The sequence below is a fragment of the Klebsiella sp. 7-CIP_Kleb. genome (assembly GCF_050378655.1).
In the GTDB taxonomy this organism is placed as follows: domain Bacteria; phylum Pseudomonadota; class Gammaproteobacteria; order Enterobacterales; family Enterobacteriaceae; genus Klebsiella; species Klebsiella quasipneumoniae.
Genome location: NZ_JBNRLJ010000009.1, coordinates 63,202 through 77,489, shown reverse-complemented (window position 1 = coordinate 77,489; position 14,288 = coordinate 63,202). Strand labels below are relative to the sequence as shown.

Annotated in this window: 13 protein-coding genes; 9 read left to right on the top strand and 4 right to left on the bottom strand. The window is 58.8% G+C overall.

The window, feature by feature from the left end; genetic code table 11:
- Positions 1-69: 69 nt before the first annotated feature.
- On the top strand, positions 70-441 hold the full coding sequence (locus tag ACQUTI_RS23140) for a carboxymuconolactone decarboxylase family protein (RefSeq protein ID WP_017899820.1): 372 nt from the start codon (positions 70-72) through the stop codon (positions 439-441).
- Positions 442-479: 38 nt separating this feature from the next.
- Here the strand turns inward: ACQUTI_RS23140 and ACQUTI_RS23135 are convergent, their stop codons facing one another.
- Both ACQUTI_RS23135 and metB read right to left on the bottom strand, forming a co-directional pair.
- Positions 480-2,912 carry a bifunctional aspartate kinase/homoserine dehydrogenase II gene (locus ACQUTI_RS23135; RefSeq protein WP_023319429.1) on the bottom strand — a complete coding sequence of 811 codons (2,433 nt, stop codon included), beginning with the start codon at positions 2,910-2,912 and terminating at the stop codon, positions 480-482.
- Between the two features lie 2 nt (positions 2,913-2,914).
- The gene (metB, locus tag ACQUTI_RS23130) at positions 2,915-4,075 is read right to left on the bottom strand and encodes a cystathionine gamma-synthase (protein ID WP_004203678.1); all 1,161 of its coding nucleotides are present in this window, start codon (positions 4,073-4,075) and stop codon (positions 2,915-2,917) included.
- Between the two features lie 267 nt (positions 4,076-4,342).
- Here metB and metJ point away from each other — a divergent pair, with 267 nt between their 5' ends.
- Complete coding sequence (gene metJ, locus ACQUTI_RS23125) at positions 4,343-4,660, top strand: met regulon transcriptional regulator MetJ (protein ID WP_002882924.1); 318 nt, start codon at positions 4,343-4,345, stop codon at positions 4,658-4,660.
- 101 nt (positions 4,661-4,761) lie between these two features.
- On the opposite strand, the gene rpmE is transcribed toward metJ, so the two are convergent.
- The gene (gene rpmE, locus ACQUTI_RS23120) at positions 4,762-4,974 is read right to left on the bottom strand and encodes a 50S ribosomal protein L31 (RefSeq protein ID WP_002882922.1); all 213 of its coding nucleotides are present in this window, start codon (positions 4,972-4,974) and stop codon (positions 4,762-4,764) included.
- A gap of 252 nt (positions 4,975-5,226) precedes the next feature.
- Between rpmE and priA the strand changes: the two genes are divergently transcribed.
- The 7 genes from priA to rraA all read left to right on the top strand — a co-directional run bounded on the left by priA (position 5,227) and on the right by rraA (position 13,194).
- Positions 5,227-7,422: a primosomal protein N' gene (priA, locus tag ACQUTI_RS23115; RefSeq protein WP_004203677.1), complete on the top strand. Its 2,196-nt coding sequence runs from the start codon at positions 5,227-5,229 to the stop codon at positions 7,420-7,422.
- A 150-nt stretch (positions 7,423-7,572) separates the two neighbouring features.
- Positions 7,573-8,601 carry a DNA-binding transcriptional regulator CytR gene (cytR, locus tag ACQUTI_RS23110; RefSeq protein WP_004203676.1) on the top strand — a complete coding sequence of 343 codons (1,029 nt, stop codon included), beginning with the start codon at positions 7,573-7,575 and terminating at the stop codon, positions 8,599-8,601.
- Positions 8,602-8,694: 93 nt separating this feature from the next.
- On the top strand, positions 8,695-9,660 hold the full coding sequence (ftsN, locus tag ACQUTI_RS23105; protein ID WP_122542745.1) for a cell division protein FtsN: 966 nt from the start codon (positions 8,695-8,697) through the stop codon (positions 9,658-9,660).
- 91 nt (positions 9,661-9,751) lie between these two features.
- On the top strand, positions 9,752-10,282 hold the full coding sequence (hslV, locus tag ACQUTI_RS23100; protein WP_002882918.1) for an ATP-dependent protease subunit HslV: 531 nt from the start codon (positions 9,752-9,754) through the stop codon (positions 10,280-10,282).
- 9 nt (positions 10,283-10,291) lie between these two features.
- Positions 10,292-11,626, top strand: coding sequence for an HslU--HslV peptidase ATPase subunit (gene hslU, locus ACQUTI_RS23095; protein WP_004203674.1), 1,335 nt, complete (start codon positions 10,292-10,294; stop codon positions 11,624-11,626).
- Between the two features lie 69 nt (positions 11,627-11,695).
- Positions 11,696-12,616, top strand: coding sequence for a 1,4-dihydroxy-2-naphthoate polyprenyltransferase (gene menA, locus ACQUTI_RS23090; RefSeq protein WP_004203673.1), 921 nt, complete (start codon positions 11,696-11,698; stop codon positions 12,614-12,616).
- Between the two features lie 92 nt (positions 12,617-12,708).
- Positions 12,709-13,194: a ribonuclease E activity regulator RraA gene (gene rraA, locus ACQUTI_RS23085; protein ID WP_002882913.1), complete on the top strand. Its 486-nt coding sequence runs from the start codon at positions 12,709-12,711 to the stop codon at positions 13,192-13,194.
- A 61-nt stretch (positions 13,195-13,255) separates the two neighbouring features.
- Here rraA and pfkA read toward each other — a convergent pair whose 3' ends face one another.
- Positions 13,256-14,218, bottom strand: coding sequence for a 6-phosphofructokinase (gene pfkA, locus ACQUTI_RS23080; RefSeq protein WP_002882911.1), 963 nt, complete (start codon positions 14,216-14,218; stop codon positions 13,256-13,258).
- Positions 14,219-14,288: the final 70 nt, after the last annotated feature.

Below are 14,288 nucleotides of genomic sequence, written 5' to 3'. Positions count from 1 at the left end.
GGTATTACTCAAGTCCGGCAAACTTCCCTACCCTTCCTCTCAACGCATCATCACAGAGAGGAAAAAACGATGTCCAGCGAACGTTATATCACCGGTCAGGAAATGCTTCAGCGTGTGGACGGTCGCGGCGGGGAAGCCGTCGTCGACAGCCTGCGGGATATCGCCCCCGACTTCGCCCGCTATCTGATTGAGTTCCCCTTCGGCGATATTTACGCCCGGCCAGGGCTTGATTTGCGCAGCCGGGAAATCGCCACCATCGCCGCGCTCACCGCGCTGGGTAACGCCGAGCCGCAGCTGAAAGTGCATATTGCCGCGGGATTAAATGTTGGTCTGACGCAAGAGGAAATTACGGAAGTGATCATGCAGATGGCGGTCTACGCCGGATTCCCGGCGGCGCTAAACGGCCTGTTTGCCGCTAAAGCGGTTTTTGCGGCGCACTAACAAAAAAGACCAGGCCTGGCCTGGTCTTTTTCTCGGGATTACAGCAGCTGCGCCAGACGGTTAATATCCGACTGGATCGCCCCGGCGGTCACGTCACGCCCGGCGCCGGGCCCGCGGATCACCAACGGATTATCACGATACCAGCGGCTTTCGATAGCAAACACGTTATCGCACGGCAGCAGCGCCGCCAGCGGGTGCTCTTCGCGTACCGCTTCCACGCCGACGCGAGCTTTGCCGTTGGCATCAAAGCGCGCCACGTAGCGGAGCACCAGCCCCATCTCGCGGGCCGCCTCCAGGCGCTGCAGCATCTGCTCGTTCAGCTCTTCGCCATTCTCAAAGAAGTGATCAACCGAACCCTCTTCACAGTGCGCCGGGACCAGTGATTCCACGCGCACCTGATCCGGTTCGATGTCATAGCCCGCTTCCCGCGCGAGGATCACCAGCTTGCGCATCACATCTTTACCGGACAGATCGACACGCGGATCCGGCTCGGTCAGCCCCTGCTGCCACGCCTGATCCACCAGGTCGGTGAACGGCACGGTGCCATCGAACTGCAGGAACAGCCAGGAGAGCGTTCCCGAGAAGATACCGCTCAGGCCGAGGATGGTATCGCCGCTGTCGATCAGGTCGCGCACCGTATGGTTCACCGGCAAGCCGGCGCCCACGGTGGCGTTATACAGCCAGTGGCGCCCCGTCTTCTCAAACGCGTCGTGGATCTGGCGATACTTATCGCTGCTGCTGGCCCCCGCCAGCTTGTTGGCGCTGATCACGTGGAAGCCATGGCTGGCGAAATCAAGATACTGGTCGGCCAGCTGTTCGCTGGCGGTGACGTCCAGCACCACTAAATCATCGTACGGGTGCGCGCGCATCCACAGGAACAGCGACTCTTCATCCTGCTCCACCGCTTCATCGTTGAAGAAAGCTAGCGCCCGGCTGGCGTCCAGCCCGTCATAGTTCAGCAGACTGCGTTTACTGTCGACCACGCCGGCGAGAACAAACTCAAAGCCGGTGCGCGCCGAGAGCGTGGTTTGTTCACGGGCGAACAGCTCCAGCCAGCGGGAACCGATGTTTCCTTTGCCGAACAGCATCAGGCCAATACGCTTTTCGGCACGAAACAAGGACTGGTGCAGCCCCTGGATCAGGCTTTCCGTCGGCCCGGCGCGCAGCACGGCCACCAGGCTGATTCCTTCTTCCGACTGCCAGGTGAACTCCACTGGCTGCCCTTTCAGCTGCTGCCAGAAACGGTGGCAATGCAGGGGGTTACGGGTGACGCCAGCGCCCACCATCGCCACCAGCGCCAGCTTCTGACGCAGACGCAGCTCGCCCGGCAGACCTGCTTCATCGAGCAGCTTCAGCGCGCTGTCGGCCACCTCGGAGGTATAGCAAAATTGCAGCAGCTTGCGGTCGGCATGGACACCAACGGCTAACGGGCGCAGCTGGGCGCGTTTGAGCAGGGCGTCCAGCTCTTTATGCGCCAGTTTGAAATCGTGACCGCCCGGCACCTGGAACTCCACCAGGCAGACGTCGTCATGGCTGGTGACAATCCGGGCGCCAGTACCGGAGGCCAGCACGCGCTCAATGCGCGTGGAACCCTGTTCCGGCGTATAGCTGCAGCGTAACTGCAGATCGATATCGCTGGCGGAAACCGGCTGTAGCGTGCGGGCATGGAGCACCGGCGCGGCCAGACGCGCCAGCTCGCTGGCTTCGTCCAGACGCAGCAGCGGCAGCAGACAGGCGTCTTTCACCTTGCGCGGATCCGCGCTGTACACCCCGGCGACGTCGCTCCAGATAGTGACGCGGGAAGCGCCCGCCAGCGCACCGATCTGGGTGGCGGAGTAGTCAGACCCGTTACGGCCCAGCAGGACGGTTTCACCGGCCTGGTTGCGGGAGATAAAGCCGGTCACCACCAGACGTTTGTTAGGATGCTGCGCCATCAGCTGCTGCAGCAGTGGATAGGATAATCCTTCATCCACCTGCGGCTGCGCGGCACGTTCCGCGCGCAGGAACGCGCGCGCGTCAAGCCAGGCGGCTTCCATTCCCAGCTGGTTGAGAACCGCCGCCATCAGGCGCGCGGACCACACTTCCCCATGGCCGACCACTTCCGCATAGACCGCTTCGGAAACCCCGCCGTCCAGCAGACCAGCCAGACGCTCAAGGTCGTGGATAAAGGCGGCTATCAGCGTATCCGCCGCCGCAGGCTCCACCAGACCACCAATCAGTTCGGTGTGATAGCGGCGAAGCGACTGCTGAACCTGATGCGCAGCAAGGCGATCGCTCTGGCTAAGCTTAAGCCAGCTGATCAGCTGGTTGGTGGTGCTGCCAGCGGCGGAGACGACCATCATGTCCCCCGCCTGCGAATACTCCTTCATGATCCCCGCGACGCGCAGGTAACATTTCGCATCCGCTAAACTACTCCCACCAAATTTGTGCAGCTGACGACCCTTCGCCCCTGCCTGCGCAATCACACTCATCTTTATTCCTCGTTTGCTGCCCGGAAGCCATTTTCCAGGTCGGCAATTAAATCTTCACCATCTTCAATACCGGTCGAAATACGCAGGAGCGTTTCTGAAATTCCGGCGGCGGCACGCGCTTCAGGCGCCATGCCGGCATGCGTCATCGTTGCCGCATGGGAAATCAGGCTTTCAACGCCCCCCAGCGATTCCGCCAGTGTAAACAGCGACAGCCCGCTCAGGAAACGGCGCAGCGTCTGCTCGTCACCGTCCAGCTCGAAGCTTAACATTGCGCCAAAACCTTTTTGCTGACGCGCCGCAATTTCATGCCCCTGGTTTTCCGGCAGCGACGGATGATACAGCTTTTTCACCAGTGGCTGGGTTTTCAGATACTCGACAATCGCCAGGGCATTACGCTGCGCCACTTCCATGCGTGGAGAAAGCGTCCGCAGCCCGCGCAACAGCAGATAGCTGTCGAAGGCGCTGCCGGTGACGCCAATATTATTCGCCCACCATGCCAGTTCGGTGACAGTCGCCGGATCGTTGGCAATCACCACCCCGGCCACCACATCAGAGTGACCATTAAGGTATTTAGTACAGGAGTGCAACACCAGATCGGCGCCCAGCGCCAGCGGGTTTTGCAGCGCCGGACTCAGGAAGGTGTTATCGACCACGCTGATCGCCCCGGCTTCGCGCGCCAGACCACAGATTTTCGCAATATCCACTACCCGCAGCAATGGATTACTTGGGCTTTCGACCAGCACCAGCTTCGGTTTTTCCGCCAGCGCCGCCCGCAGCGCCTGCTCATCGTTTTGATCGACGAACTGAACGCGATAGCAGCCGCGCTTCGCCAGGCTATCGAACAGACGGTAGCTGCCGCCGTAGCAGTCATGCGGCGCCACCAGCAGATCGCCAGGCTTAAGGAACACCGTCGTCACCAGCAGGATCGCCGACATACCGGTATTGGTCAGCACCGCGCCAGCGCCGCCCTCCAGCTCCGCTAAGGCACGCTGCACCACATCACGCGTCGGGTTGCCGCGGCGGGAGTAGTCGTGAGCGCGAGGTTCATTAAAGTCGGTGAAGTTATAGGTACTGGAGAGGTGGATCGGCGGGACAACGCAACCGTACTGCTCGTCGTCATTTAAACCGCTACGCACTGCGATGGTGGCCTGTTTACGCGTCATGTTGGGAAGTTCCTGGGCTGAATCGGTGAAAAGTCAGGCTCCAGAGTAATCATTGTCACAATAGACGTCAATACATCTGGACATCTAAACTTCTTTGCGTATAGATTGAGCAAAGTGCAAATAGCCGTTAAAATTATATGCATTAGCGCACGTCGGCGGCGGCTTATCTCATGTCAGAAAGCCTGCGCTTACGGTAAACTACGCGCAATTATAGCCCGGGCGGAATATTCTGGCCCTTCACTAATAAACAGAGGATTAAGGTATCTCATGGCTGAATGGAGCGGCGAATATATCAGCCCATACGCTGAGCACGGTAAGAAGAGTGAGCAAGTAAAGAAAATTACGGTTTCCATTCCTCTGAAGGTGTTAAAAATCCTCACCGATGAACGTACGCGTCGTCAGGTGAATAACCTGCGTCACGCGACCAACAGCGAGCTGCTGTGCGAAGCGTTCCTGCATGCCTTTACCGGACAACCGTTGCCTAACGATGAAGACCTGCGTAAAGAGCGCAGCGATGAGATCCCGGAAGCGGCGAAAGCGATTATGCGTGAACTGGGTATCGACCCGGATACGTGGGAATACTGAGACAATAAAAAGGGCGGAAGCACTCTTCCGCCCTTTTTCTTTCTCGCCCAGGCAGGCGAGAGACACAAAAAAGCCGCCCTGAGGCGGCTTCTTCTGGCAACTTACTTGCTGCCCGGGATGCTGAAGCGCTTGTTGAAGCGGTCAACACGGCCACCGGTAGCAACATCACGCTGTTTGCCGGTGAAGAACGGGTGGCATTTGCCGCACACGTCGAGGTTCAGGTCATGACCTACAGTGGAGCGGATTTTCATGACATTACCGCAAGAACAGGTAGCAGTAATTTCGTCGTAATTTGGGTGAATACCTTTTTTCATGGGAGAACCTCAGTTAAGGCCGCGTCGCTCTTCCAGCCCTAACGCCAGACACCACGCGATATTAGTAATTTCCCGTCGCCCTCTACGCTGCTGACAGCGTGAAGCACACGGTAATGGTCAATCTTCAATGCGATATAAAGCGCATCAAAGGCGGCGAATCATACAGAATTTGACCAGCATATGCAAACTGATCCGCGCCGCCTTATCGTAATGTGTATACTATCCCGCCAGATTTCAAGTCAGGAAGATGACATGCCTGTCGCCCACGTTGCCCTACCCGTTCCGCTACCGCGCACCTTTGACTATCTGCTGCCTGACGGCATGGCGGTCAAAGCGGGCTGTCGGGTGCGGGTGCCGTTCGGCAAACAGGAGCGGATCGGCATTGTCGCGGCGGTCAGCGAGCGCAGCGAGCTGCCGCTGGACGAGCTAAAACCGGTCGCGGAAGCGCTGGACGACGAACCGGTCTTCTCCGGTACCGTCTGGCGGTTGCTGATGTGGGCGGCTGAGTACTACCATCACCCGATCGGCGATGTGCTGTTCCATGCGTTGCCCATTCTGCTGCGCCAGGGTAAACCCGCCAGCGCTACGCCGCTGTGGTACTGGTTCGCCACCGAGCAGGGGCAGGCCGTCGATCTTAACGGTCTGAAACGCTCGCCGAAGCAGCAGCAGGCGCTGGCGGCGCTGCGCCAGGGCAAAATCTGGCGTCATCAGGTCGGCGAACTGGAATTTAATGAAGCGGCGCTGCAGGCGCTGCGCGGCAAAGGGCTGGCGGAGCTGGCCTGCGAAGCGCCCGCCCTCACCGACTGGCGCAGCGCGTATTCGGTGGCTGGCGAACGCCTGCGTCTTAATACCGAGCAGGCCACCGCCGTCGGCGCGATCCACAGCGCCGCCGATCGCTTCTCCGCCTGGCTGCTGGCGGGTATTACCGGCTCCGGGAAAACGGAAGTGTATTTGAGCGTGCTGGAGAATGTGCTGGCGCAGGGGCGCCAGGCGCTGGTGATGGTGCCAGAGATCGGCCTGACGCCGCAAACCATCGCCCGTTTTCGCCAGCGCTTTAACGCGCCGGTGGAAGTCCTGCACTCCGGGCTCAATGACAGCGAACGTCTCTCGGCCTGGCTGAAGGCGAAAAACGGCGAAGCGGCCATTGTGATCGGCACCCGCTCCTCGCTGTTTACCCCGTTTAAAGACCTCGGCGTCATCGTCATCGACGAAGAGCATGACAGCTCCTACAAGCAGCAGGAGGGCTGGCGCTACCATGCCCGCGACCTGGCGGTATGGCGCGCCCACAGCGAACAGATCCCGATAATTCTCGGCTCGGCGACGCCGGCGCTGGAGACCCTGCATAACGTCCGCCAGGGCAAATACCGCCAGTTAACCTTAAGCAAACGCGCGGGCAATGCGCGCCCTGCCCAGCAGCACGTGCTCGATCTCAAAGGGCAACCGCTGCAGGCGGGTCTGTCTCCCGCGCTGATTGGCCGTATGCGTCAGCATCTGCAGGCGGATAACCAGGTGATCCTGTTTCTTAACCGCCGCGGCTTTGCGCCAGCGCTGCTGTGCCACGACTGCGGCTGGATAGCGGAATGTCCGCGCTGCGACAGCTACTATACGTTGCACCAGGCGCAGCACCATCTGCGCTGCCACCATTGCGACAGTCAGCGCCCTATCCCGCGCCAGTGCCCCTCCTGCGGCTCCACGCACCTGGTGCCGGTGGGTATCGGCACCGAACAGCTGGAGCAGGCCCTGGCGCCGCTGTTTCCTGACGTGCCTATCTCGCGTATCGACCGCGATACCACCAGCCGCAAAGGGGCGCTGGAAGAGCATCTCGCCGCCGTCCATCGCGGTGGGGCGCGTATTTTAATTGGCACCCAGATGCTGGCCAAAGGCCACCACTTCCCGGACGTCACCCTCGTCTCCCTGCTGGACGTCGACGGGGCGCTGTTTTCCGCGGATTTCCGCTCCGCCGAGCGTTTCGCTCAGCTCTATACCCAGGTCTCCGGGCGAGCGGGGCGGGCAGGAAAACAGGGCGAAGTGATCCTGCAAACCCACCATCCGGAACACCCTCTGCTGCAGACCCTGCTGTATAAAGGCTACGACGCTTTCGCCGAACAGGCGCTGGCAGAGCGGCAGACAATGCAGCTACCGCCGTGGACCAGCCATGTGCTGATTCGTGCGGAAGACCATAACAACCAGCAGGCGCCGCTGTTTTTACAGCAGCTGCGCAATCTGCTGCAGGCCAGTCCGCTGGCCGACGACAAGCTATGGGTGCTCGGTCCGGTTCCGGCGCTGGCGCCGAAGCGCGGCGGCCGCTGGCGGTGGCAGATATTGCTGCAGCATCCTTCGCGGGTGCGCCTGCAGCATATCGTCAGCGGTACGCTGGCGCTGATCAATACGCTGCCGGAGGCGAAAAAAGTGAAGTGGGTGCTGGATGTCGATCCTATTGAAGGGTAAGCCTTCTCTTGCGAGCCGGATCGAAAAATTCAACAAGCATCACGTTTTTCATGAAAATTCTGTAACTCACTGCCGCGACTATCTGATAAAAAAGATGCAGCAGTTAGCGCGCAAGGGAAATGCCAGCGCCATTCAGCGAGGAGAAACCAGGTGAAGCCCAAAAAACAAGTGGTTGCCGCCACCATGAAAGACGTCGCCTTAAAGGCAAACGTTTCCACGGCAACCGTGTCCCGAGCGTTGATGAACCCTGATAAGGTGTCGCAAGCCACCCGTAACCGGGTCGAGCAGGCGGCGCTGGAAGTCGGCTATTTACCGCAGTCGCTCGGACGCAATATGAAGCGCAACGAATCGCGGACGATCCTCGTGATCGTCCCGGATATCTGCGATCCCTTTTTTAGCGAAGTGATCCGCGGTATTGAAGTCACTGCCGCCGAGCATGGATATCTGGTGTTAATCGGCGATTGCGCCCACCAGAATCAGAAAGAAAAAACCTTTATCGACCTTATCATCACCAAGCAGATTGACGGCATGGTGCTGCTCAGCTCGCGCCTGCCGTTTGACGCCAGCGTGGAAGAGCAGCGCAATTTGCCACCGATGGTCATGTCGAACGAGTTCGCGCCGGAGCTGGAGCTGCCCACCGTCCACATCGATAACCTGACGGCGGCCTTTAACGCGGTAAACTACCTTCACGAGCTGGGACACCAGCGTATCGGCTGCATCGCCGGCCCGGAAGATATGCCGCTGTGCCATTATCGCCTGCAGGGTTACGTGCAGGCGCTGCGCCGCAGCGGTATCACCGTTGATCCGCACTATATCGCTCGCGGCAACTTTACCTTCGAAGCTGGCGCCAATGCGCTGGAGCAGCTGCTGTCGCAGCCGGTACCGCCCACGGCGGTCTTTTGCCATAGCGATGTGATGGCGCTGGGCGCCTTATCGCTGGCGAAACGCCGCGGTCTGAAAGTGCCGGACGACCTGTCGATTGTCGGCTTCGATAACATCGCGTTGTCTGAATTTTGCGATCCGCCATTGACCACCGTGTCACAGCCGCGTTTTGATATCGGCCGTGAAGGAATGCTGCTATTACTTGAGCAAATGCAGGGTCATAACGTGAACAGCGGCTCGCGCCTGCTCGATTGCGAACTGATAGTTCGCGGCAGTACGCAAAAAATCAGACGATAACCATCAGGCTTTCGGGCCTGCTCTTCTGGTCAAAGGCCCGCCGCTTAAGTAACATGGCGGGCTGACGAACGAATATAAGACAGCGAAACGATAGTGGCACAACGAGATTATGTACGCCGCAGCCAACCGGCTTCTTCGCGGCGCAAAAAGAGCACTACCCGAAGCTCAAGGAATAAGCAAAGCAGCCTTCCGGCAATTTCACCGGCTATGGTGGCGATCGCGGCGGCTGTGCTGGTGGCCTTTATCGGTGGACTCTATTTCATTACGCACCATAAGAAAGAAGAAGCGGAAGCGATGCAAAATCGCCAGGCCGCCGGCAACGGCTTGCCGCCAAAACCGGAAGAGCGTTGGCGCTATATTAAAGAGCTGGAAAGCCGACAGCCGGGCGTTCGCGCGCCGACCGAACCGACCGCCGGCGGCGAAGTGATGAAACCGGAGCAGCTGACTGACGAACAGCGCCAGCTGCTGGCCCAGATGCAGGCCGATATGCGTCAACAGCCGACTCAGCTGACCGAAGTGCCGTGGAACGAACAAACGCCGGCCCAGCGCCAGCAGACGCTACAGCGCCAGCGTTTAGCGCAGCAACAGCAGCAGGCGCAACAGCAACAGTGGGCGCAAACTCAGCCGCAGACCGTGCAGCAGCCGCCGCGCGTTCAGCAGCCGAAGCCGGTCCAGCAGCAACAGCCGAAGCAGACCGCGTCAAACCAGCAGCCGTACCAGGATCTGCTGCAGACGCCAGCGCATACCAATAACACGCAGCCGCGTACCCAGGCCGCGGCGCCGGTAACTCGGGTGGAAGAAGCGCCGAAAACCACCGCCGAGAAGAAAGACGATCGTAGCTGGATGATCCAGTGCGGCTCCTTTAAAGGCGCCGAGCAGGCCGAAACCGTCCGCGCTCAGCTGGCTTTCGAAGGGTTTGCTTCGCACATCACCACCAACAACGGCTGGAACCGCGTGGTCATTGGCCCGCTGAAAGGCAAAGAAAGCGCCAACGAGATGATCACCCGCCTGAAGATGGCTGGACACGCGAACTGCATTCGTCTCGCCGCCAGGGGTTGAAACCCTCAAAAACCCCCCCATCTATAATTGCATTCGGCCCCGCGGACAGCGCGGGGCCCCTGTTCCGCTTTTGCAACCAAGGGGTCTGCTCGTGACTACAATTGTAAGTGTTCGCCGTAACGGCCATGTTGTTATTGCCGGTGATGGCCAGGCCACGCTGGGCAACACCGTAATGAAGGGCAACGTGAAAAAAGTGCGTCGTCTGTACAACGACAAAGTGATTGCCGGTTTCGCTGGTGGCACCGCCGACGCCTTCACGCTGTTCGAACTGTTTGAACGTAAACTGGAAATGCACCAGGGCCATCTGGTGAAGGCCGCCGTTGAGCTGGCTAAAGACTGGCGAACCGATCGGATGTTGCGCAAGCTGGAAGCGCTGCTGGCCGTCGCGGACGAAAACGCGTCGCTTATCATCACCGGTAACGGTGACGTGGTACAGCCGGAAAACGATTTGATTGCTATCGGCTCCGGCGGTCCTTACGCCCAGGCCGCGGCCCGCGCGCTGCTGGAAAACACCGATATGGGCGCGCGCGATATCGCCGAGAAAGCGTTGGATATTGCAGGTGATATCTGCATCTATACCAACCATTTCCACACCATCGAAGAATTACCTTCTAAAGCGTAAGGATCTCCCATGTCTGAAATGACCCCACGCGAAATTGTCAGCGAACTGGACAAACACATTATCGGCCAGGACGCCGCCAAGCGTTCTGTTGCTATCGCCCTGCGTAACCGCTGGCGCCGGATGCAGCTTAACGAAGAGCTGCGTCATGAAGTCACGCCGAAAAACATTCTGATGATCGGCCCAACCGGCGTCGGTAAAACCGAAATCGCTCGTCGTCTGGCGAAACTGGCCAACGCGCCGTTTATTAAAGTTGAAGCGACGAAGTTCACCGAAGTGGGCTATGTCGGTAAAGAAGTGGATTCTATCATCCGCGATCTGACCGATGCGGCGATCAAAATGGTTCGTATGCAGTCCATTGAAAAGAACCGTTACCGCGCGGAAGAGCTGGCTGAAGAGCGCGTACTTGACGTGCTGATCCCACCGGCGAAGAACAACTGGGGCCAGACTGAGCCGTCGCAGGAACCGTCTGCGGCGCGCCAGGCGTTCCGTAAGAAACTGCGTGAAGGCCAGCTGGACGATAAAGAGATTGAAATCGATCTCGCCGCGGCGCCGATGGGCGTTGAAATCATGTCCCCTCCGGGCATGGAAGAGATGACCAGCCAGCTGCAGTCCATGTTCCAGAACCTCGGCGGCCAGAAGCAGAAACCGCGTAAGCTGAAAATCAAAGACGCAATGAAGCTGCTGATTGAAGAAGAAGCGGCCAAACTGGTCAATCCGGAAGAGCTGAAGCAGGAGGCCATCGACGCTGTAGAGCAGCACGGTATCGTCTTTATCGACGAAATCGACAAAATCTGTAAGCGCGGCGGCAACACCTCCGGCCCGGACGTCTCCCGTGAAGGCGTACAGCGCGACCTGCTGCCGCTGGTGGAAGGCTGCACCGTCTCCACTAAGCACGGGATGGTCAAGACCGACCACATCCTGTTCATCGCCTCGGGCGCGTTCCAGGTGGCCAGCCCGTCCGATCTGATCCCGGAACTGCAGGGGCGTCTGCCGATCCGCGTTGAGTTGAAGGCGCTGACCACCCACGACTTTGAGCGCATCCTGACTGAACCGAACGCCTCCATCACCGTGCAGTACAAGGCGCTGATGGCGACCGAAGGGGTGAATATCGAATTTACCGAAGACGGTATCAAGCGTATCGCTCAGGCCGCATGGCAGGTAAACGAAACCACCGAGAACATCGGTGCGCGCCGTCTGCACACCGTGCTGGAGCGCCTGGTGGAAGATATCTCCTATGATGCCAGCGAGATGAACGGCCAGACCGTCACTATCGATGCCGAATATGTGAGTAAGCACCTGGATGTTCTGGTGGCAGATGAAGATCTGAGCCGTTTTATCCTATAATCCGGTGCAATGCATTTTCATCACTGTTGATGGGGGCTATCGCCCCCATTTTTATTGGCTAGAATAACTATGACTGATATCAGCCGTTCTCAGGCGTGGCTGGAAAGCCTGCGTCCTAAAACGTTACCGCTGGCATTTGCCGCGATTATTGTTGGCACCGTCCTTGCCTGGGAGCAGGGACATTTTGATCCCTGGGTCGCCCTGCTGGCGCTGATCACCGCCGGCTTGCTGCAAATTCTTTCCAACCTCGCCAATGACTACGGCGACGCGGTCAAGGGGAGCGATAAACCGGACCGCATCGGGCCGCTGCGCGGGATGCAGAAAGGGGTGATTACCCCCCAGCAGATGAAGCGCGCCCTGATTGTCACCGTCGCGCTGATCTGTCTGTTTGGTCTGGCGCTGCTGTGCGTCGCCTGGCAGAGCGTCGGCGATTTCATCGGCTTCCTCGCGCTGGGTGGCTTGTCGATCGTGGCCGCCATCACCTACACGGTGGGCACCCGCCCGTATGGTTATATCGGCCTTGGTGATATTTCGGTACTCGTTTTCTTCGGCTGGCTGAGCGTCCTCGGCAGCTGGTATCTGCAAGCGCATAATGTGGAAGCGGCCATCTTTCTGCCGGCAACGGCCTGCGGTCTGCTGGCGACCGCCGTGCTGAATATCAATAACCTGCGTGATATCGACAGCGACCGGCAGAACGGGAAGAACACCCTCGCCGTGCGCCTGGGGCCGGTGAATGCCCGCCGCTATCATGCCTGCCTGCTGCTCGGCGCCCTGCTGTGTCTGGCGCTGTTTAACCTGCTGGCGCTGCATTCAGCCTGGGGCTGGCTGTTTATTCTCGCCACGCCGCTGCTGGTCAAACAGGCGCGTTACGTCCTGCGCGAATCCGATCCGCTGGCGATGCGGCCGATGCTCGAAAAGACGGTCAAAGGGGCTTTACTGACCAACCTGCTGTTTGTTATCGGGATTATTGCCAGTAAGCTGGCTGCTTAACTGACAAATATCAATTAACAATTGATGATTTTGCCAACAATGCGATTCGCGGGATATACTAAAAACTCTCGCAGCAACTGAACGTTAAGCCTATGAAATACGATACTTCCGAGCTTTGTGACATCTACCAGGAAGATGTCAACGTCGTGGAACCGCTGTTCTCTAACTTTGGAGGACGGTCGTCGTTTGGTGGACAGATCATTACGGTAAAATGTTTCGAGGATAACGGGTTGCTCTACGATCTGCTCGAGCAGAATGGCCGTGGTCATATTCTCCTGATCGACGGCGGCGGCTCAGTACGACGCGCGTTAATTGACGCTGACCTGGCGCGTCTGGCCGTACAGAATGAATGGGAAGGGTTGGTGGTCTATGGCGCGGTGCGCCAGGTTGACGACCTTGAGGAACTGGATATCGGCATCCAGGCGCTGGCGGCCATTCCGGTCGGCGCGGCTGGCGAAGGCATCGGCGAAAGCGACGTGCGCGTCAATTTCGGCGGCGTGACCTTCTTCAGCGGCGACCATCTGTATGCCGATAACACCGGGATGATCCTGTCGGAAGACCCGCTGGATATCGAATAAACCTTGCGCCATAAAAAAGGCCTTCTCCATGAGAAGGCCTTTTGTTTATCCGGCGCGTAACTTAGTACAGTTTCTTCGCGCAATCCAGCCAGTCGTTCTTGAACGGACGCTTCATGTTCTCGATGGCATCGATGATGTCGTGGTGCACCAGCTTCTCGTTCTGGATGCCGACGCAACGGCCGCCATGGCCCTGCAGCAGCAGCTCAATCGCATAGGCGCCCATGCGGGAAGCCAGGATACGGTCGTAAGGAACCGGGGAACCACCGCGCTGAATGTGGCCGAGGACGGTGGCGCGGGTTTCACGGCCGGTCTCTTTCTCGATGTAGCTTGCCAGCTCGTCAACGTCGCACATGTGCTCGGTGATCGCCACGATAGCGTGTTTTTTCCCTTTCGCGATGCCGGCTTTGATTTCAGCCACCAGATCGTCGCGGGTATATTCCACTTCCGGCACCATGATGAACTCACAGCCGCCAGCAATCGCCGCCGCCAGAGTCAGGTCGCCGCAGTAACGGCCCATCACTTCCACCACGGAGATACGCTGGTGCGAAGAGGAGGTGTCGCGCAGACGGTCAATCGCTTCCACCACGGTGCTCAGAGCGGTGAAGAAGCCGATGGTGTAGTCAGTGCCTTTGATATCGTTGTCGATGGTGCCCGGCAGGCCGATGCAAGGGAAGCCCATCTCGGTCAGGCGCATCGCCCCCATATAGGACCCGTCACCACCGATAACCACCAGCGCGTCCAGGCCGCGCTTCTTCATGTTTTCGATAGCCACAGCGCGGATGTGTTCTTCGCGGAATTCCGGGAAGCGAGCGGAGCCCAGGAAGGTGCCGCCGCGGTTGATCATGTCGGAAACGCTGTAACGGTCGAGCTGAACCATACGGTCTTCGTACAAGCCGAGGTAACCGTCATAGATTCCAAAAACTTCCAGACCTTCCGTTAATGCCGCGCGCACAACGCCACGAATTGCTGCGTTCATGCCCGGCGCATCACCGCCACTTGTCAACACACCGATTTTCTTAATCATGACTACCTCTGAACTTAGGAAGCAAAAAATAATTCTGTTGCCTGAAGCGCTCCCTCACCAGGAGTGCACG

Bases quoted from the DNA above. Each gene is read 5' to 3' on its own strand.
- metB (WP_004203678.1), bottom strand. From the start codon at position 4,075: ATGACGCGTAAACAGGCCACCATCGCAGTGCGTAGCGGTTTAAATGAC.
- metJ (WP_002882924.1), top strand. From the start codon at position 4,343: ATGGCTGAATGGAGCGGCGAATATATCAGCCCATACGCTGAGCACGGT.
- ACQUTI_RS23135 (WP_023319429.1), bottom strand. From the start codon at position 2,912: ATGAGTGTGATTGCGCAGGCAGGGGCGAAGGGTCGTCAGCTGCACAAA.
- pfkA (WP_002882911.1), bottom strand. From the start codon at position 14,218: ATGATTAAGAAAATCGGTGTGTTGACAAGTGGCGGTGATGCGCCGGGC.
- priA (WP_004203677.1), top strand. From the start codon at position 5,227: ATGCCTGTCGCCCACGTTGCCCTACCCGTTCCGCTACCGCGCACCTTT.
- menA (WP_004203673.1), top strand. From the start codon at position 11,696: ATGACTGATATCAGCCGTTCTCAGGCGTGGCTGGAAAGCCTGCGTCCT.
- hslU (WP_004203674.1), top strand. From the start codon at position 10,292: ATGTCTGAAATGACCCCACGCGAAATTGTCAGCGAACTGGACAAACAC.
- rpmE (WP_002882922.1), bottom strand. From the start codon at position 4,974: ATGAAAAAAGGTATTCACCCAAATTACGACGAAATTACTGCTACCTGT.
- rraA (WP_002882913.1), top strand. From the start codon at position 12,709: ATGAAATACGATACTTCCGAGCTTTGTGACATCTACCAGGAAGATGTC.
- ACQUTI_RS23140 (WP_017899820.1), top strand. From the start codon at position 70: ATGTCCAGCGAACGTTATATCACCGGTCAGGAAATGCTTCAGCGTGTG.